The following is a 20,222-nucleotide window of genomic DNA, read 5'->3' as shown; positions in this document are numbered from 1 at the left end:
CAGGATGTTGTATTCAATGAAATATTACCGGATCCGCCAACGGAGATACCGGAGTTTATTGAGTTGTATAATCGCAGTAGCAAGGCTATCAGCCTGCAGGAGTTGCGTGTATGTGCACGTCGGCAGGACGGAACGCTCGATACCAGGAGGATAATAAGCACTGACGGGCGTTTGCTGATGCCGGGACATATGGTGGCGTTGACAATAGATGCAGAACTACTGTGTAGCTATTATAATTGCCGGGAAAGGGAAAATATCCAGGTAACAGGCCGGCTTCCGTCAATGCCCGGAAACGCAGGACGGTTGGTTCTTTTAAGGTACGATAGCGTAATCATCGATGAACTCCCTTACTCAGCAGCTATGCATCATACGTTGGTGAGCGAATCGAAAGGCGTATCTCTGGAGCGTTTGGAGGTTAACCGGTTGGCGGACGTGCCAGGTAACTGGACCTCTGCAGGTAATGGTGGTGCAACCCCAGGGTACCGTAATTCCCAGCAATGGCCGGTAGCTGTAAATGATCAACATATCCGCCTTGAGCCTGACATCTTTTCTCCCGATAACGACGGGATAGATGACCGGGCCATACTGGCTCTCGAAATGCCCGGCCCCGGCTGGGTTGCTAATGTTACTGTTTTTGATGCCAATGGCCGGCCGGTACGTTCCCTGGCCAGGAACTTGTTGTTAGGAAATAAGGAGACGCTATATTGGGATGGCTTAGGAGAAAAAACCTTAGTTTTGCCGCCGGGCATTTATATTTTTTTTGTTGAGATATATAGCACAGATGGACAGGTAATAAGACGTAAGAAGACAATAGCGATGGCACGAAAGTTGAAATAAAGGTGCCCCTTAAAGCTGGCATTTTTGTGCGCGAAAATTTGTCGGCCTACATCTATTATAATTATTTATATTTGCGCTTCCTAAAAATTTGAACATGCAGTACAGAGAAATTGTTGCAGTAACCGGATTGGGCGGTTTGTTTCAGTTAGTAGCCAGCAAACAAGATGGCGCCATTGTCAGGTCACTGGAAGATAAAAGCACAAGATTTGTGTCTTCCCGCGTGCATAATTTTACTCCACTGGAAAGTATTGAAGTATTCACTACCGGCGAAAATGTAAACCTGGCCGAAGTTTTTAAGGCTATGGATGAAAAAGCAACAGCTTTTCCAATAATTGACGGTAAAGCAGATAACAATGCCATCAAATCTTATTTCAAAGGCGTATTCCCTGAATTTGATGAGGAAAGGGTATATGTTAGCGATATGAAGAAAATGGTGAAATGGTTTGGTATTCTGAAGGCGAATGATCTGCTGAAATTTGAGGAAATACTGGCTGAAGGTGAAGAAGCAGAGGCCGAAGAAGTTGCTGTTGAAGAGGTGAACGAAGCTCCTGCAAAAAAACAGAAAACAGAACCTGCTACCGCTGAAGAAGCAACTGAAGAAAAACCTAAAAAACCGCGCGCTAAGAAAGCCGCTACCAAAGAAGAGGGCGAAGAGGAAAAAGCTCCTAAGAAAGCAAAAGCTAAAAAGGAAGAAACTCCTGCTGTTGAAGGTGAGGAGCCTAAGAAAGCTGCTAAGCCACGCAAGAAGAAAACAGAAGAATAATTTCCGGTCGTTGTACCACAAGATAATCCAGGCTACTATGTCGTATGTTTTAATGCGGATAGTAGCCTGGAATTTTTTATTTTAGTAAAATGAATAATTTAAACGCAGATATACAGAAACTTCCCCGTCACTTTTTACCGGAAACGTATACGGTGACTACCTGGGAAACTCTGCAGCCCTACTATGAAGCGCTGCAGCAACAGAGCATAGGTAATGTGGCTGAACTGGAGCAATGGCTCAGGGACATCAGCGAGTTGGAAGCTGTGGTAAGTGAAGACGCCTGCTGGAGGCAGATCCGTATGACATGTGATACCACCAGCAAAGAACTGGAAGAGGCCTTCACCTACTTCTGCATGGAAATACAACCCCGCCTGCAACCCTATGCGGATGCACTCAACAAAAAACTGCTGGAGAGCCCTTTCCTGAAGGATCTTGACCAGGAGCTTTATAAAACTTATCTCCGTAACGTACACAAGCAGGTTAAGCTCTTCCGCGAAGAGAATATTCCAATCCAGGCTGAGTTGAGCGTAATGGCTCAGCAATATGGCGTGATCGCCGGCAAAATGACGATCAATGTTAAGGGTCAGGACTATACGTTGCAACAGGCAGCCAAGTTTCTGGAAAACAGTGATCGTCAGCTGAGAGAAGAAGTCTTCACTAAGACAGCTGCACGCAGACTGCAGGACAAAGACGCACTGGATAAACTTTACAGCAATCTTATAGCAAAACGCTACCAGATAGCCAAGAATGCTGGCTTCGAAAACTACCGCGACTATAAATTCGAAGAGCTGGGCCGCTTTGATTATACGAAAGAAGACAGCTTCCATTTTCATGATGCCATCAAAGCGCATATTGTACCACTTGTACAGCAGATACTGGAGAAGCAAAAAAGTAAGCTCAAGCTGGAGGTGCTGAGGCCCTGGGATACTGAAGCAGAACCTGTTGGTACCGAGCCACTGGCACCATTCACTACAGGTGAAGATTTGATCAATAAAGCCATCACCACTTTCGATGAACTGGGACCTTTCTTTGGCAACTGCCTGCGTGTGATGAAAAAAATGGGCCGCCTCGACCTGGAAAGCCGTGTGGGTAAGGCTCCCGGTGGTTATAACTGTCCGCTGGCGGAAACCGGTGTACCGTTTATTTTCATGAACGCTGCTGGCCAGATGAAAGACCTCACTACTATGGTACATGAAGGTGGACATGCAGTACATTCCTTTCTGAGCCACAATCTTTCGCTCAGTGCATTCAAGGAGTATCCCATGGAAATAGCCGAAGTGGCCAGTATGAGCATGGAGCTTTTCACAATGGATCATTGGAATATCTTCTTCGACGATGAAGAGCAGCTGCGCCGTGCGCGTCTGCAACAACTGGAAAGGGCTATCGTGATCTTCCCATGGATTGCCACGATTGATAAATTCCAGCACTGGATATACGAAAATCCGCAGCATACAGTGGAAGAACGTACTGCAAAATGGGTAGAGATCCTTAATGAATTCTCACCATCTGTAGTGGATTGGAAGGGGCATGAAGATTATCGTGCTATCTTCTGGCAGAAGCAGCTACATCTCTTTGAAGTACCATTCTATTATATTGAGTATGGTATTGCACAGTTGGGTGCTATTGCTATGTGGAAGCAATACAGGGAAAACAAAAACCAGGCGCTGGATAATTATGTGAAAGCACTGGGCCTCGGTAATACAAAAACATTACCTGAACTGTACGCAGCAGCCGGAATAAAATTCGATTTCTCTCCTGCATATGTTAAGGAGCTGGCTGATTTTGTGAAGAACGAAATTGAGAAATTATAACAGGGTTATCTTACCCGTAAAAAAGGCCGCAGGATCTACACTGTGGCCTTTTGTTTTTATATATAGGTCTTATTTGCATGATTTACAGACGCCACTCACAATCACTTCTACATTATGCGCTGCATAACCTTTGGGCAGCTGTATCTGTGGAACATCTGTTTCATCAAGACAGATGGTATTACCACATTCCTCACATTTGAAATGCACATGATGATCGTGATGATCGTGCTCAGAACATTCAGATTTACACAGGGCATATCTTATACTGGTGTCGGTAGTAGGTATACTATGGATAATGCCTTTATCGAGGAACGTCTGAAGGGTACGGTATACGGTAACGCGGTCAAACGATTTGCCGGTGAGCTTTTCAAAGTCACTGTGTTCAAGCGCTCCGGAACTTTTCATAAACAGTTCCAGTATTTTGGTTCTGGTTTCTGTAACACTGAGCTTACTCTCTTTAAGTAAGTTGCCTATTCTTTCTGTTAAATGTTGTTTGGTGGTCATAACAAAAACTTTACTCTTCCATTAAACGGTCTATATCAACAATAAGTTTTTCTACATCCTGTTTCTTGGTGCCTTCATACAGGCCTCGTATCTGTCCTGTTTTATCTACCAGGGCAAACCACTGGGTATGTACAAAATCCTCATCCCCGGTATATGTACCATCGTCTACAAGATATCCCTGGCGGGCCAGCCTGTAAAGATCTTTCTTACTGCCGGTGAGGAACCACCAGTTTTTGGCGTCAGCGCCATGCTTTTCAGCGTAGGCTTTCAGTACCGGAACACTGTCATGCTCAGGATCTACGGTGTGTGACAAAATCAGGAAGTCCGGGTTATTCTTATATTTTGCATATACTTTTTCCATATTGGCATTCATCTTTGGACAAATACCTGTACAGGTGGTAAAAAAGTATTCCGCTACATAGATTTTATCTTTTACATCTTCTTTGGTTTTGATTTTACCTTCCTGGTCTGTGAAGGAAAAGCCGGGAACGGTATGTCCAGGTACGCCCAGAATAGGTAGTTTTTCCTTACCAAAGAAAGAGCCGCGCTCCCCTTTTATCACGTATCCTGCATATCCCAGGAAGCCAACGCTGAGCACTACGAAAAATGTAATTAGTATGATCGCTTTCTTAGACATAGGTGAAAATCCCCGCTGTTTTAGTCAAAATTTATTCGATTTACAAAGGTAGCACATAGTTTACATAAGCACATCATCATGACCTTTGCATGACTTTTTTCAGCAGACTATTAGCCATTTACAGGTTAAAAAATATGTGATCTGTTTCCTGATAATCACCCTCAGTCAAAATCAATTTTATTGTTCTACGAAATTACTGAAAATATATTTGCAACATTGTTGCAAATATTCATAGCTTTGTTAAGGAAAGAAACAATGAGTTATGGAGGAACGATTTTTCAGCAAGATGAATCTCGACGCTTTAGGTATAGGAGCTTCCCTGGTTTGCGCGGTACACTGCGCACTGCTTCCGATGGCATTGGCAATCATGCCGCTGCTGGGCATCAGTATAACGGATCATGCGGGTGTTGAATATGGATTATTGAGTTTTTCATTCCTGATAGGATGTGTGGCGCTGGGGCGCGGATATTACAGGTATCATCGCCGGCGATTACCGTTGCTGTTGTTTGCAACAGGCTTCATCTTATTGCTGGTTGGGCATTTCAGATCTATGGAATTATTATGGGAATACACCCTGATTTGTGTTGGCGCCGCAGCTATCGTGGCCGCGCACCTTATGAATCATCGTAAATGCAGGGACTGCAGGATACATAAACATTAACTTTTACTGACAATGAAAAAATTACCTGTTACCGTGCTGAGTGGTTTTCTCGGCGCAGGTAAAACTACACTCCTCAATTACGTGTTACACAATCGTGAGCGTCTTCGTGTAGCCGTTATTGTGAATGATATGAGCGAAGTGAATATTGATGCGCAGCTGGTGAAGAATGAAAATGTGTTGCACAAGACAGACGAGAAACTGGTGGAGATGAGCAATGGGTGTATTTGTTGCACATTGAGGGAAGACCTGCTGAAAGAAGTGGCTAAGCTGGCTATGGAAGAGCGGTTCGACTATCTGCTGATAGAATCTACCGGCATATCTGAACCAATTCCTGTAGCGCAGACATTCTGTTACCAGGACGAAGAGAATGGTATTGATCTCAGCGCTGTTAGCCGGCTGGACACTATGGTGACCGTGGTGGATGCATACAACTTCGTAAATGATTACGGAAGTATGGAACTGCTTGCAGACCGCCAGCTCACGGATGATGTTGCAGATCGCCGCACCATTGTGAACCTGCTTACAGATCAGGTGGAATTTGCCAATGTGATTGTGTTAAACAAATGTGATCTCGTTAGTTCTGAAAAATTAGGAATCCTTAAAAATGTCCTGCGTAAGTTGAACGCCAACGCAAAAATCATAGAGGCAGTTAACGGACAGGTGTCCCTAAACGAGATACTGAATACCGGGCTCTTTGATTTTGAGACGACCTCGCAGAGTGCTGGCTGGCAGGCGGAACTCGGACATGAGCATACCCCTGAAACAGTGGAGTATGGCATTTCTTCTTTTGTATATCGCAGTCGCCGGCCTTTTCATCCTGAACGCTTCTGGCATTATATCAATGAACAGTGGCCTAACAATGTTATTCGTAGCAAGGGGCTCTTCTGGCTGGCTTCAAGGCCTAATGTGGCGCTCAACTGGAGCCAGGCAGGTGGCTCGTTGCGGGCAGAAAAAGCCGGGTACTGGTGGTGTGCCATTCCGCGTGAACAATGGCAGATGGATGAAGAAACCCTGCAATTGGTAACGGACCGCTGGGATGATCGCTTTGCAGACAGATACAATGAACTGGTCATTATCGGGCAGGATCTGGATATGCATGCTATCATTTACGAAATGGACCGTTGCCAGTGCACTGACAAGGAGCTAGAACTGGCCAGGAGTAGCAAGGTGTTTAAAGATCCATTCCCTGATATTTAGGTTAGTCTAAAAAATAATTAAGACAAGTATAAATTTGAGATGTAGATTTGTTGAAAATAATTTTTAGTAATAAACGGATCGGAGAGTGTAAAATTTGTTACTATCCGAAGACCTCCCCGATCCTTCATTATCAGCGTATTAAAGAAATGATGAAACATTTACCTACACTTTTATTAGCTGTTATACTTGCATTATCAGCACGGGCGCAACAAGGAATTATTAAAGGAAAAGTTTCTGCCTCTGGCAAGCCCATACAATTTGCCAATGTTGCTGTACCTGCCCTGAAAACCGGTGCTGTTGCCGATCAGCAGGGAAATTTCGTGATCAGTCATGTAAGGCCTGGCAACTGGGAGATAAAGGTATCCATGGTTGGATATCAGCCGATATCGCTCAAACGTACCGTATCCGCGGGGCAAACCATTTCACTGGACATATCCCTCGAAGAAGATCTTTCGAAGCTGAATGAAGTAGTCGTAACCGGCGTATCCCGTGCTACTGCTGTACGCAAGAACCCCATTCCTATTGCTGTTATCAGTAAGCGGGAAATGAATATGAATGTCAACAACAACATCATTGATGCGATTGTAAAAGGTATTCCAGGGGTAAGTGCTGTTACGACAGGGCCTAATATCTCCAAACCATTTATCCGCGGACTTGGCTACAACAGGGTATTGACGCTTTTCGACGGCGTGCGCCAGGAAGGTCAACAGTGGGGGGATGAGCATGGCATTGAGATAGACCAGTATGGCATTGCCAGGGCTGAAGTGATAAAAGGGCCAGCCAGTCTGACTTATGGTTCAGATGCACTAGCTGGGGTTATCAACATGATCCCTGATATTCCGGAGCTGGAAGGTGGAAAACTGAAAGGCAGTTTTCTTACAGACTATCACAGCAATAATGGTATGATCGGCTCTTCCCTGGGTCTGGCCTATAACAGGAATGACTGGAAGTATGTACTGCGTGGTACCCTGAAAGCTGCACACAACTATCGTAATAAAGTTGATGGCTATGTTTATGGTACTGCCTACAGGGAGTATAATCTTACAGCATTGGCCAGGGTGGATAAAGCATGGGGCCATTCGCAATGGGGGGCTACACTGTATGACAACACCCAGGAAATCCCTGATGGCAGCCGCGATTCACTAACCCGTAAGTTCACGCGTCAGATCAACGAAACAGACAGCATAAAGAACCGGCCTATTGTGCCCGACAATGAGTTACGGACTTATAACATCAATCCGTTGCATCAGCGTATACAACATTACCGTTTGTATAACCATACCAAATGGCTGCTGGGCAAGGGTGACATTACCACTACTATTGGTATCCAGCGGAGCGTGCGCCGCGAGTATAATCATCCTGAAATGCCAGCCCAGCCGGGGTTGTATGTGGTGTTGAATACACTAAATTATGACGTACGTTATAATCTCCCGACTCTTAATGGCCTGGAGACCACCATTGGAGTAAATGGCATGTACCAGAACAATAAGAGCAAGAAAGCCACTGATTTTCCTATCCCGGATTATCATCTTCTTGACATAGGAGGATTTCTGTTCGCCAAAAAATCTTTCGGAAAACTGGATATATCGGGTGGTATCCGTTATGACAGCAGACATATCCACTGGAATGATTTTTATGTAGGACAGAATAAAGAGAATGGCTTTGAAAAGAAAGTGAACCTGCCCGATACGGTTGGCGCCCGTCTTCAGTTTCCAGTGTTCAGGCACAATTACACCGGTATTTCCGGGAGTCTTGGATTTACTTATAATCTGAGCGAGCGTGTGTTGGTGAAGGCTAACATCGCACGTGGATACCGTGCACCGAATATTACAGAGATCGGCTCCAACGGCCTCGATCCCGGCGCACATATCGTATACCTCGGCAACCGTGGCTTTAAGCCGGAGTTCAGTCTCCAGGAAGATATTGGTTTCCTGGCCTATCTGAAAGATCTGGATATCAGTGTAGAGCTATTCAACAACAACATAGAAAACTATATCTATCAGGCACGGTTATACGATGACAATGGCGATCCTGTAGTAATTGTTCCGGGAAATGCGACTTACCGTTACCAGCAATCGATGGCCCGTCTTTATGGTGCTGAAGTGAGCGTCAACCTACATCCGCGTATTGTACCCTGGCTTGCACTGAATAACAGTGTTGCCTATACGGAAGGACTGAATAGGAACAATGAGCTGATCAGTAAATATGGTAAAGCGGCGAAGTATCTGCCTTTTATACCGCCTATGCATATACGCTCTGAGCTAAAGGCAACGGCCCAACGTAATTTTGGTGCGTTCTCAAAAGTATACGGCCGCCTGGAAGTGGATCATTTTGCAGGACAGTCACACTTCTACGGCGTTGATGATACGGAAACTTATACAGCTGGTTATACCTTATTTAATATAGGTGCAGGCGCGGGTATTGTCAACAGAAAAGGACGAACAGTGTGTGAGCTGTTCCTGCAGTTGGACAATGTGTTTGATGTGGCTTATCAGGCTAATATGAACCGACTGAAATATTTTGAATATTACAGTGCATCGCCTAATGGAAGATTGGGGATATACAATATGGGAAGAAATTTCAGCGCCAAGGTGGTGGTGCCGTTCTGAAGTTATTTGTGTAGGCTGAGGCCCAGCTTGATACCTAACTGCAGGCTGGGCAATACACTTACAAGCCTGCCGTCGTTGCTTTTTACGCCTGATTCGCTGTTGGTATAGGTATTATAATTATATATTTTACTGCGGACGCCAATACCAATGTAGGGATCAAATACGACTTTATCTTTTCTGAATTGCCTGCCGAGCAATACCTGCAATCCGAATACATCTTTGAAGCCGGAGTTCGTATAGGTACTCCCGTTAATATCCACATCTTCGTTTGGATAGAAAACCTTTTTGTAGAAGACGATTGGTTCGAAGTAGGTGCCTGCAGCCCTGGAGGGCAGGGCATCCCTGGAAATAAGGTACCAGCGTAAGCCTGCGCGGAAACCAAGTCCCCGGCCGTCTACAAACTGGCTGGTGCTGATATCAGGTTTTTTCTGTCCGATATCAATTTTCTTGGCCAGCACATAATCCGGATAGTCTGTATAAATACCACTTACGCCAACTTCTATGCTTAGTTTGTCTGATACTTCCTGTTCCAGGTAAATATCCAGTTCGTTAATCAGTGTTGTAGGATTCACCTTGAGGTAGGTGTTCCTGTGTACGGATTTCCCGGTTTCCTGTGCATAGGAAAATATCGTCAGAAAACTGAAAAACCCTGTGAGTAGCAGCGTCGTTTTCATACAGTTGTAAGGGAGGATTTTAGGAGAAGCCTTCAGCCTGTAAAACAAAGTTAACACTTAAAGCGCAAGGCAGATGTTAAATGCTATTTTGACAATAATCGTTCCACAATTACCGGAAACCATTGATGTTCCAGCGCCTGTACCTTGTGTGCTACGGTTTCCGGTGTATCATCTTTGGTGATGATGCAGCGTTCCTGCAGAATAGTTTCACCATCATCATATTTTTCATTCACATAGTGGATGGTGATACCACTTTCTGTTTCTCCGGCGGCAATTACCGCTTCATGTACAAAGTGGCCGTACATTCCTTTGCCTCCGAATTTCGGTAGTAATGCAGGATGTATGTTGATGATACGACCAGGAAATGCCTTGACGAGGTTCCCGGGAATTTTCCAAAGGAATCCTGCCAGCACAACAAGGTTGGTTTGGTATTGCTGCAGGAGCGCAATGTAAGTATCTGAATGGAGGAACTTGTCTTTCTCTATTAATACTGCGGGTATACCTTCCCGTTGGGCAATATCTAAAACACCAGCGCCTGGTTTGTTGCAGAGGATCACTGCTACACGTCCCTTGTCTGAATTTCTGAAATGATCTATGATCTTCTGGGCATTGCTGCCGGCTCCTGATGCGAATATGGCGATATTTTTCAAAGCTCTTCTCCGTTTTTAGTGGCGCAAAAATAGAGAATTACAATTTTATTTCAGGTACTCACCACATCCGTGATACAACTTATCTTTTATTTTCAGCTCTACGGTGTTGGGAAACATAACTCCGCTCATGTCGTCCGCGCATGCCTTATTACGGATGCTGATGGTGATTTCCGGCGTGGTATATATCTTCAGACTGTCGGAATTGGGATTAGGAGCAGGTAGATTGGCCTGCAAGCTGTCGCCGTTCATGGAGTGGAAGAGAATTTTCTTCTTATCCAGATCGAGGGTCCAGCCGGGTTCATTACCGTTTGCGGTGAATACGACGCCGGTTTTTACTTTTCCTGCGTGTATGCTTCGGCGGTCGCCGCCTTCCACGGGTTTTAGCACATAATTGCTGGCGAGGGCGCCTTCAATGCGTTTGCCCTGGCGGTCGAGAAGCAGGAGTTTTCCGTCTGAGGCAAGGAAGGAGCTGCTGTCTGTTTTTTTCTGGATGAGCACAACGGAGTCATTGAGTTGTTTCCAGGTACCGCTTTCCACTTCAGCAACATTTTCTCCCCTGCCCTGGTAGGCAACCAGTTCACTAAAGGTATGATCATCGAACAGGCTTATCTGGTAGTCCATGCCGGGGCAATCGGCACAGGGCAGTGTGCCCTGGTAAGTACCGGTGATGGGGACTGCGGTGGTGTGGTTAGCAGCGGGTACGCCGGAGCTATCGGTATTGGAGGGAGTTCCGCTGTTATTACAGGCGGCTAGTATTGCTATGATGCCAGACAGATATAATAGTTTTCTCATGGAATGTTTTTTATGAGTGAATGAACATTCTCGTTCTGAATCGGTTATTATGGTAAAAATAGTATACTCACAGGAATTAATGACCCGAGCGAGTGTTAATATTATTATATAAGAGGAGTTAGGATATAGGGACCCGTTATCAAAACTTTTATCTGCATATATTATTCTTATATCCCCCGGAAACCACACACCATATTTATATGCAGAGGGGCTACTACAAAGGGATTCAACTTTCAATCAAAATAATAAGTTTTGAAAGATTATAAGTCTGATGCTCTGTAATTGGCTACCATCAAAGACTTCAGCTTGAATAACGCAAAAAAGGCAGATGAAAAAGGGCATGATATACGTCAAATAATTTTTTATTTGTTGGTAAATTGTCAACATTGTGTCTTATTTTTGCTGGCACTTTTAAGAAACTTTAGGTCAAATCTAAACTATATAGGCTGTGTATCGTCGTGTTTCCATTCTTTTGCGCAAGCATTTTGTGAGTGTGCTTATTCTATGCGCTAGTATAGTCATTCCGTTCTCCTCTGTAAAGGCGGCGGATCCTGCTAAGGGTAAGGCAACATTCCAACAGAATTGCGCTTCATGCCATAATGTCCACAAGAAGCTGACAGGTCCTGCACTGAAAGGCGTAGAAGACCGCTGGCCCGACAAGAAACTGTTGCACCAGTGGATTCACAACTCTGCCGCTGTTCTGGCGTCCGGAGATAAGTACGCTAATGACCTCTTTAATGAGTACAACAAAACTGCGATGACGGCATTCCCTGCATTAAGTGATGCAGAGATTGACGACATCCTGGCTTACATTAAAGTGGAAGGGGCAAAAGAACCTGGTGTTAAACCTGCTGCCGGCGGCCAGGCCGAAGGCACTCAGGAAAAAGGCAGCGACAACAGTCTTCTGTTTGGTATTATTACCCTGGTACTGGCAGTGGTAGCCCTGATCCTCATGCAGATCAACAGCAACCTGAACAAGCTGGCCAGCGATAAAGACGGCGTTCCTACCCCGGAACCGATTCCTTTCTACAAAAACAAAACCTACATAGCGCTGGGTATCCTGGTGTTATTCATGGTAGGTGGTTACTTCACTATCAATGGCGCAATTGGCCTGGGTCGTCAGAAAGACTACATGCCTGAACAGCCTATCTTCTACAGCCATAAAGTACACGCCGGTATCAACCAGATCAACTGTCTGTATTGCCACGCAGGTGCAGAGAAGAGCAAGCACGCCATGATTCCTTCTGAGAATATCTGTATGAACTGTCACAAGGCCATTAAGGAATACGCTGGTCCTGAGCTGTTCACCGCAGAAGGTAAGAAAGTGAATGGTACTGCTGAAATAGCTAAATTATACGATTACGTAGGATGGGACCCTGAAGCTGGTAAGTATACCAAGCCTGGTCGTCCTATTGAATGGACTAAGATCCACAACCTGCCTGACCACGTTTATTTCAACCACTCTCAGCACGTAGTAGCCGGCAAACAACAATGCCAGACCTGCCACGGCGCAATCACCGAAATGGACGAAGTACATCAGTTCGCAGACTTGTCAATGGGCTGGTGTATCAACTGTCACCGTACTACCAAAGTGCAGTTCGCTGACAACAACTATTACAGCATTTTCGAAAAGCTTCATCAGGATATTAAAGATAAGAAGATCGATAGCGTAACAGTTGAAATGGTAGGTGGTACAGAATGTCAAAAATGTCACTACTAGGAAGGATTTAGCAGTTCCGGGCGCTTGGGTTCTAATAATAGGAGGATCAGGAAACCCGGAAATGTTTCAGAAGATATCAAAATTTATAAAACGTAACTCGTTAATATAACATGGAGCAAAAAAAGTATTGGAAAGGCTTGGAGGAGTTGCACAATACCGCTGCGCATCAGGAGATTGTGAAGGACGAATTCAGAGAAGAATTGCCGTTTGAGAGTGAAGGCCTGCTGAATGCAACTACCCCCCGCAGGGACTTTCTGAAATACCTGGGGTTCACCACAGCAGCTGCTACCATTGCTGCCAGCTGTGAAACACCTGTACACAAGGCTATTCCTTATGTGAACAAGCCTGAAGAGATTACACCAGGTGTAGCCAATTATTATGCTTCTACCTTTATAACTGATGGCGAATACCTGCCTATCGTTGTAAAAACCCGCGAAGGTCGTCCCATCAAAATAGAAGGTAACACTTTATCCTCAATCACTAAAGGTGCTACCACAGCTAAAGTACAGGGTGCTGTACTGAGCCTGTACGATGTGGCCCGTCTCCGTTACCCTTCTATCGGTGGTACGGAAACTACCTGGGCTGAACTGGATAAACAAGTAACTGCAGCACTGGCCGGTTTAGGCGGTGCTCCTGTTGTTTTATTAAGTTCCTCTATCCTCAGCCCCACTACTAAAAAAGTGATAGCTGAGTTCCAGAGTAAATATGCCAACTTCCGTCATATAGTATACGATGCTGTTTCATACTCCGGTATGCTGCTGGCTAACGAAGCTGCTTATGGCAAAAAAGTTATCCCTTCTTACCACTTCGAGAACGCCAAAACTATCGTAAGCCTTGGCGCCGATTTCCTGGGAACATGGCTTAACCCTGCAGAATACACTAAACAGTTTGCTCAAACCCGTAAGATCGATGCGAAGAAACCGGAAATGTCCAAGCTCTTCACATTCGAAAGCAACATGAGTCTTACCGGCGCCAACGCAGACGAAAGATATACTCACAAACCTTCTGAAAGCGGTGCTGTTGCACTCGCACTGCTGGCTGCTGTAGGCGGAAGCGTAACAGCTCCAAAACTGGACGCCAAAGTTGAAGCTGGTATCCAGAAGGCAGCGAAAGAACTGAAAGCCAACGCCGGCAAAGCGCTGGTTGTTAGCGGTTCTAACGATGTGAATGTACAACTGATCGTAAACGCTATTAACAATACCATTGGCGCAAACGGTACCACTATCGACTGGGCAGCTCCTTCCAACTACCGTCAGGGTGTGGACAGCGACATGACCAAGCTGATAAGCGACATGAACGCCGGCACTATCGGTGCAGTACTGGTTTATGGCGCTAACCCTGCCTACGATTACTTCGAAGCGCAGAAATTTACGGACGGTCTGAAGAAAGTGAAACTGACAGTTTCCTTCAACGACAGACAAGACGAAACTACAGAGTTATGTAAATATGTTGCTCCTGATCATCACTTCCTCGAAAGCTGGAATGATGCTGAAGGAAGGCCTGGTTATACCAGCTTTGCACAGCCTACCATCGCTCCTCTTTTCAAAACCCGCGCAATACAGGATACCCTGCTCACATGGGCTGGTAACACCACTGCATGGGCTGACTACCTGAAGAACGAATGGGTAAGCAAGCTGGGCGGTGTTGAAGCATGGGATAAAGCACTGCAGGACGGTGTTGTAGAACCTGCTACTGCTCCCGCACTGTCTGGCGCTACTTTCTCCGGCGATATCGCTGGTGCAGCTGCAAAAATCAGCAGCGCGAAGAAAGGCGGCAAATATGAACTGGTACTCTACGAAAAAGTAGCTATCGGTAATGGTAGACTGGCAAACAACCCCTGGTTACAGGAAATGCCTGATCCGATCACCCGCGCAACATGGGATAACTACGCTTGTGTTTCTAACACACTGGCTAAGACATTCTCTACTCAGCTCGGCGATGACTACGAAATCAACATTGAGAAGAAAGTACTGAAAATAAAAGCCAACGGTAAAGAAGTTACGCTGCCGCTCCTGATTGTTCCAGGTCTGCATCCTGACGTAATTGCCATCGCCGTGGGTTATGGTCGCAGCAACAACTCCGGTAAAGCTGCCGGTCAGATAGGTAAGAATGCTTATCCATTTGTAAGCTTCAATGGCCAGACCTTTGACTACTTCGCAGTTGACGCAACTGTGGAAGCAACCGGCGAGAAATTCCCAGTTGCACTTACACAGACACACAATAGCTACGAAGGCCGTCCTATCATTAAAGAAACTACCCTCGAAGAGTTCATCAAGAACCCGAAAGAGGTGAACGAAGACAGAGAAGAACTGAAGAAGTTCGGTGCTGACTTCCGTAAAGATGCAACGCTCTACCCTAATTATAGCTATCCTGGTATCAAATGGGGCATGTCCATCGACCTGAACACCTGCTTCGGTTGTGGTGCATGTACTATTGCTTGTCAGGCAGAAAACAACGTTTCTGTAGTAGGTAAAGAGGAAGTTGGTAAGGCACACGAAATGCACTGGATCCGTATCGACCGTTACTTCAGCGGCGACGAAAACAATCCGGAAGTAGTGTTTCAGCCGATGATCTGCCAGCATTGCGATAACGCTCCTTGCGAGAACGTTTGCCCGGTAGGCGCTACCAACCATAGCTCTGAAGGTATCAACCAGATGGCTTACAACCGTTGCATCGGTACCCGTTACTGCGCTAACAACTGTCCGTACAAAGTACGTCGCCTCAACTGGAGAGACTGGAACGGTGCAGACAGCTTCGAAAATAACCTGTATGATGTAGCAGATATGAACGACAACCTCACCCGCATGGTGTTGAACCCCGATGTGGTGGTTCGTAGCCGTGGTGTGATGGAGAAATGTTCCTTCTGCGTACAGCGTCTGCAGGAAGCTAAACTGGACGCGAAGAAAGCTGGTCACCCGCTGAAAGACGGAGCCGCTAAAACTGCCTGCCAGCAAGCATGCGCCGCTGATGCTATCATCTTCGGTAACGTCAACGACAAGAACAGCGAAATCTATAAGATCCGTAATGAGGAACAGACAGAGAGGCTGTACTATGTGCTGGAAGAAACCCACACATTACCTTCTGTTAGTTACCTGGCCAAGATCAGGAATAAAGATGCCGCGCCTAAAGCAGAGAAAGAAACTGCACACAAGGAAGAAGCGCATCATGCATAAGAACTTTTAACAGATTATCGTTAGAAGTAAAAGAAAGTAAGAAGTTACAGAATCTGAGATCATAACAAAAGACAAAGGCTAGTAGCTAGAAGCTAGCAGCTAAAAGCTTATAGAATATGCATTTAAAATACGAATCCACACTGAGAGAACCTTTAGTTGACGGGGTTAAGGATTATCACCAGGTAACGGAAGATATCATTAGTCCCATTGAAGGGAAGCCTGGAAAATTGTGGTATGTAGGCTTTTTCATATCCCTGACACTGTTGGGCTTCGGCGCATTTTCAGTGTTCTGGCAGATTTATTTCGGTGTCGGTGTTTGGAATCTGAATAAGACTATCGGTTGGGGTTGGGATATCACCAACTTCGTATGGTGGGTAGGTATCGGTCACGCTGGTACGCTGATCTCCGCCATCCTCCTGCTGTTCCGCCAGGGTTGGCGTACAGGGGTGAACCGTGCGGCAGAAGCGATGACCATCTTCGCGGTAATGTGCGCCGGCCAGTTCCCGATTATTCACATGGGTCGCGTATGGATGGCCTTCTTCATCCTGCCTTACCCTAACACCCGCGGTCCGGTATGGGTTAACTTTAACTCTCCGCTCCTCTGGGACGTATTTGCGATCTCTACTTACTTTACCGTTTCACTGTTGTTCTGGTACTCCGGTCTGATTCCGGATTTTGCAACCATCCGCGACAGAGCTAAAACCAAACTGCGTAAACTGCTGTATGGTGTTGCTTCCTTCGGCTGGACAGGTTCTACCAAACACTGGCAACGTCATGAAGCATTGTCACTGGTACTGGCAGGTTTGTCCACTCCGCTGGTACTCTCCGTACACACCATCGTATCTTTTGACTTTGCTACTTCTGTAATTCCTGGTTGGCATACTACCATCTTCCCTCCTTACTTCGTGGCGGGTGCGATCTTCTCCGGATTTGCGATGGTACAAACACTGCTGATTATCACACGTAAAATCTTACACCTCGAAGAATATATTACCCTGGGGCACATGGAAGCCATGAACAAGGTAATTGTACTCACAGGTTCTGTAGTAGGTTGCGCTTATCTGACTGAATTATTCATGGCATGGTACGGTGCTAACCCTTATGAGTTCGATACGTTCTTCAAATACCGCGCCGCCGGTCCGCTGGGATGGTCTTACTGGATCATGATGACATGCAACGTGATCAGCCCGCAGGTGTTCTGGTTCCGCAAAATGAGAAGAAGCGTAGCCGTAACATTCTTCATGTCTATCATCGTGAACATTGGTATGTGGTTTGAGCGTTTCGTGATCATCTGTACTTCACTGTATCGCGACTACCTGCCTTCCAGCTGGTCTTACTATCGTCCGTCCTGGCCTGAAGTAGGTTTCTACCTGGGTACATTCGGTCTGTTCTTCACCTGCTATTTCCTGTTTGCGAAATACTTCCCGGTAATTGCGGTAGCTGAAATCAAGTCTATCCTCAAAACATCCGGCGAAAACTTCAAAGAAAAAATGGAAGTATACGAAGAGGAAAGCGCTGAGAAATTTGCTCACGACGTTGCACACGCACACTAAAAGACGATTGACAGAATTAATTATTTGGACTTTGAATTTTTAAATATATGGCTGTTAAAAATTTTGTTGTAGGGTTGTTTGATGATGAGGCGGTGTTGTTTCCAGCGGTGAAGAAAGTACGTACCGCAGGCTACAAATTACACGATGTGTACACTCCTTTTCCGGTTCATGGCCTTGACCACGCGATGGGCCTGAGAGAAACCAGCCTGCACACAGCCGGTTTTATATACGGTATCACCGGTACTACCACGGCTTTAACTTTCATGAGCTGGGTATTCAATGTTGACTGGCCGCTGAATATTGGAGGTAAACCGCATTTCCCGCTACCTGCATTCATTCCAATTACGTTTGAGCTGACTGTACTGTTTGCAGCAGTAGGTATGGTGATGACTTTTTGCTACCTGTGCCAGATCATGCCAGGTGTGAAAAAGCACATTTTCCACCCAAGACAGACAGACGACAAGTTTGTAATGGTAATCGAGCTGACAGAAAAAACCAATGCAGAAGAAGTGAAAAACTTCCTCACAGCTGCTGGCGCTCACGATGTGAACGAACAGAAAGCTGAAGCAGGATGGTGGTTCGGTAGATTTGACAAGAACGACGAACCTTATCTGCGTAAAATTCAAACTGCAAACGCTTAATTACAATAACAGCTAAACAATACAGTTGCGACATTAGGATTTGAGCAAGCAAGAACTAATGAAAGCTAGATAAATAATTTCTGATGAAAAGGACTTCCAACATATTGATTGTAGCCGCATTGGCAACTGGAGCTTTCCTGGCAGCCTGTAACAAAGGAGAGCACAACAGAAAGCCCGGCAGGATTTATATGCCCGACATGTATGAATCCCGTGCGTATGAATTTTATAATGCTCGTTTGTCAGGCTTAAAGCCAGTGGAAGGAACAGTAAAAAGAGGTGAAGTTTTGCCATACCATCTGAAAGAGTCAGATACGGCGCTGGCTAATACGATCAAAAATCCGCTGACGATCACTCCCGCTGATCTGAAAGAGGGAGAACGTTTATTCAATATCTACTGCGGTATCTGTCATGGTACTGCGCTGGATGGTAACGGACCGCTGTATAAAGGTGGCGATGGCCCCTACCCTGCAGCTCCTGCCAACCTGGTTGCCGGCGCTAAAGCTGGTTATACAGAAGGCCGTCTGTTCCATGTAATGACCTATGGTTACAATATGATGGGTAGTTACGCCAGCCAGCTCGATAGAGAACAGCGCTGGAAAGTGGCCGCTTATATCAGAAGCAAACAGCCAGGCGCAGCCGCTGCACAGCCTCAGGCCGAAGCAGCTCCTGCGACGGATAGCACATCAGCGAAATAAGAGAGATAAAACGAATTTCAAACAAGTATTTTAATATACAGTAATGAAAGACCAATTTGTAGTACCGGCAAGATTAAAAAGGACCAGCTTCGTGTTAATGGGCGTGGGCTTGCTGACTTTATTGATCGGATTAATTGCGTTTCAGGGTGAGAACGCGACACGGTTTTGGGCCGGTCTGTTGCAGAACAGCAGCTTCTTTTTGCTGATTACATTGGCCAGCACCTTCTTTATAGCGGCCACTACGCTGGCGCATGGAGGTTGGCAGATTGCCTTCCGTCGTGTTCCGGAAGCTATCTCCATGGCAGTTCCTACATTGGCAGCTATATTGTTTGTAGTTGTTATGATTCTTGTATTCGGTGGAAAAGAACATATCTACCATTGGGTAAATACACACCACGTTGCAGAAGACAAAATTCTGACCTGGAAATCGGCTTTCCTCAACAAAGGTTTCTTTACCACTGCCACTATTATCACACTTGCACTGTGGGTATTCTTTACCCTCAGACTGCGCAAGATGTCTATCGAGGAAGATGGCTGGGATCTGCGTCCTGAAACAGGCCGTAAACTGATCTGGAGAAACACCGTTTGGTGCGGTGGATTCCTGGTTGTATTTACTCTCAGCGTTGGTTCTACTACTCCTTGGTTATGGCTCATGAGCATCGATGCTCACTGGTTCTCCACTATGTACAGCTGGTACACTTTTGCCAGCAGCTGGGTATCCGGTTTGTCGCTGATCGCTCTGTTTGTAGTATACCTGAAGAAACATGGTTATCTGACTTATGTTACTGAAGAGCACCTGCATGACCTCGGTAAATTTATGTTTGCGTTCAGCATCTTCTGGACTTACCTCTGGTTCTCCCAGTACATGCTTATCTGGTACGCTAACATGCCGGAAGAAACAGCATACTTCCAGCCACGCGTATGGGGCGAATGGAGACCAATCTTCTTCCTGAACCTCCTTATCAACTTTATCACTCCGCTCCTGTTCCTCATGAAAAGGGACACAAAACGTAACTATACAGCTGTAGTGTTTATGGCATTCGTGATTATCTTTGGTCACTGGCTGGACTTCTGGCAGATGGTTTACCCTGGTACAGTGAAACACCTGGTATTCCCCTGGTATGAACTGGGGCTCGGTCTTGGTTTCGTTGGGCTGATTATATTCCTGGTTTCCAACCAGCTCACAAAAGCTGCATTGGTTCCAAAGAATCATCCTTACCTGAAAGAAAGTATCGTTCACCACACCTGATATGGGTGATAACGGAGATTAAGCAATAGAAAAGCATTAGATAACTTAATTATTTC

At 45.7% G+C, this 20,222-nt stretch carries 17 protein-coding genes; 12 read left to right on the top strand and 5 right to left on the bottom strand.

The genetic code is table 11. The annotated features are described in order from the left end of the window. The 3 genes from VM802_RS28910 to VM802_RS28900 form a co-directional block, all read left to right on the top strand. Positions 1-837, top strand: an 837-nt coding sequence (locus VM802_RS28910; protein ID WP_325537367.1) for a hypothetical protein, incomplete at its 5' end; no start/stop codon positions are given. Positions 838-931: 94 nt separating this feature from the next. Next, the gene (locus VM802_RS28905; protein ID WP_325537365.1) at positions 932-1,600 is read left to right on the top strand and encodes a DUF5606 family protein; all 669 of its coding nucleotides are present in this window, start codon (positions 932-934) and stop codon (positions 1,598-1,600) included. 89 nt (positions 1,601-1,689) lie between these two features. After that, positions 1,690-3,411: a M3 family oligoendopeptidase gene (locus VM802_RS28900; RefSeq protein ID WP_325537363.1), complete on the top strand. Its 1,722-nt coding sequence runs from the start codon at positions 1,690-1,692 to the stop codon at positions 3,409-3,411. A 69-nt stretch (positions 3,412-3,480) separates the two neighbouring features. Here the strand turns inward: VM802_RS28900 and VM802_RS28895 are convergent, their stop codons facing one another. Both VM802_RS28895 and VM802_RS28890 read right to left on the bottom strand, forming a co-directional pair. Beyond that, a complete protein-coding gene (locus tag VM802_RS28895; protein WP_325537361.1) occupies positions 3,481-3,915 on the bottom strand; it encodes a Fur family transcriptional regulator in 435 nt (144 codons plus the stop codon). A gap of 10 nt (positions 3,916-3,925) precedes the next feature. Then, the gene (locus VM802_RS28890; RefSeq protein WP_325537358.1) at positions 3,926-4,552 is read right to left on the bottom strand and encodes an SCO family protein; all 627 of its coding nucleotides are present in this window, start codon (positions 4,550-4,552) and stop codon (positions 3,926-3,928) included. Between the two features lie 262 nt (positions 4,553-4,814). Here VM802_RS28890 and VM802_RS28885 point away from each other — a divergent pair, with 262 nt between their 5' ends. The 3 genes from VM802_RS28885 (at position 4,815) to VM802_RS28875 (ending at position 9,019) form a co-directional block, all read left to right on the top strand. Further along, positions 4,815-5,213: a MerC domain-containing protein gene (locus tag VM802_RS28885; RefSeq protein WP_325537356.1), complete on the top strand. Its 399-nt coding sequence runs from the start codon at positions 4,815-4,817 to the stop codon at positions 5,211-5,213. A gap of 12 nt (positions 5,214-5,225) precedes the next feature. Beyond that, the gene (locus VM802_RS28880) at positions 5,226-6,410 is read left to right on the top strand and encodes a GTP-binding protein (RefSeq protein WP_325537354.1); all 1,185 of its coding nucleotides are present in this window, start codon (positions 5,226-5,228) and stop codon (positions 6,408-6,410) included. 146 nt (positions 6,411-6,556) lie between these two features. Next, complete coding sequence (locus tag VM802_RS28875) at positions 6,557-9,019, top strand: TonB-dependent receptor (RefSeq protein ID WP_325537351.1); 2,463 nt, start codon at positions 6,557-6,559, stop codon at positions 9,017-9,019. Between the two features lie 2 nt (positions 9,020-9,021). On the opposite strand, the gene VM802_RS28870 is transcribed toward VM802_RS28875, so the two are convergent. The 3 genes from VM802_RS28870 to VM802_RS28860 form a co-directional block, all read right to left on the bottom strand. Then, positions 9,022-9,693 (bottom strand): hypothetical protein, encoded by a 672-nt coding sequence (locus tag VM802_RS28870; RefSeq protein ID WP_325537349.1) that lies wholly within the window; start codon positions 9,691-9,693, stop codon positions 9,022-9,024. Positions 9,694-9,776: 83 nt separating this feature from the next. Further along, positions 9,777-10,343: a phosphoribosylglycinamide formyltransferase gene (gene purN, locus VM802_RS28865; protein ID WP_325537347.1), complete on the bottom strand. Its 567-nt coding sequence runs from the start codon at positions 10,341-10,343 to the stop codon at positions 9,777-9,779. A 45-nt stretch (positions 10,344-10,388) separates the two neighbouring features. Continuing rightward, on the bottom strand, positions 10,389-11,135 hold the full coding sequence (locus tag VM802_RS28860) for a copper resistance protein NlpE N-terminal domain-containing protein (RefSeq protein WP_325537345.1): 747 nt from the start codon (positions 11,133-11,135) through the stop codon (positions 10,389-10,391). 448 nt (positions 11,136-11,583) lie between these two features. Between VM802_RS28860 and VM802_RS28855 the strand changes: the two genes are divergently transcribed. The 6 genes from VM802_RS28855 (at position 11,584) to VM802_RS28830 (ending at position 20,166) form a co-directional block, all read left to right on the top strand. Beyond that, complete coding sequence (locus VM802_RS28855) at positions 11,584-12,855, top strand: c-type cytochrome (protein WP_325537343.1); 1,272 nt, start codon at positions 11,584-11,586, stop codon at positions 12,853-12,855. Positions 12,856-12,965: 110 nt separating this feature from the next. Next, entirely contained in the window at positions 12,966-16,028 is a 3,063-nt protein-coding gene (locus VM802_RS28850; RefSeq protein ID WP_325537341.1) for a TAT-variant-translocated molybdopterin oxidoreductase, read from the top strand. Positions 16,029-16,144: 116 nt separating this feature from the next. Next, positions 16,145-17,581, top strand: coding sequence for an NrfD/PsrC family molybdoenzyme membrane anchor subunit (gene nrfD, locus VM802_RS28845; RefSeq protein ID WP_325537339.1), 1,437 nt, complete (start codon positions 16,145-16,147; stop codon positions 17,579-17,581). 47 nt (positions 17,582-17,628) lie between these two features. Continuing rightward, complete coding sequence (locus VM802_RS28840; protein ID WP_325537337.1) at positions 17,629-18,222, top strand: DUF3341 domain-containing protein; 594 nt, start codon at positions 17,629-17,631, stop codon at positions 18,220-18,222. An 83-nt stretch (positions 18,223-18,305) separates the two neighbouring features. Next, positions 18,306-18,917, top strand: a complete 612-nt coding sequence (locus tag VM802_RS28835; protein WP_325537335.1) for a c-type cytochrome — start codon at positions 18,306-18,308, stop codon at positions 18,915-18,917. Positions 18,918-18,960: 43 nt separating this feature from the next. Beyond that, a complete protein-coding gene (locus VM802_RS28830; protein ID WP_325537333.1) occupies positions 18,961-20,166 on the top strand; it encodes a quinol:cytochrome C oxidoreductase in 1,206 nt (401 codons plus the stop codon). Positions 20,167-20,222 lie beyond the last annotated feature (56 nt).

It is taken from the genome of Chitinophaga sp., assembly GCF_035538455.1.
In the GTDB taxonomy this organism is placed as follows: Bacteria; Bacteroidota; Bacteroidia; order Chitinophagales; family Chitinophagaceae; genus Chitinophaga.
Note: the sequence above shows the minus strand (reverse complement) of the source record. Positions and strands in the feature narration are given on the sequence as shown.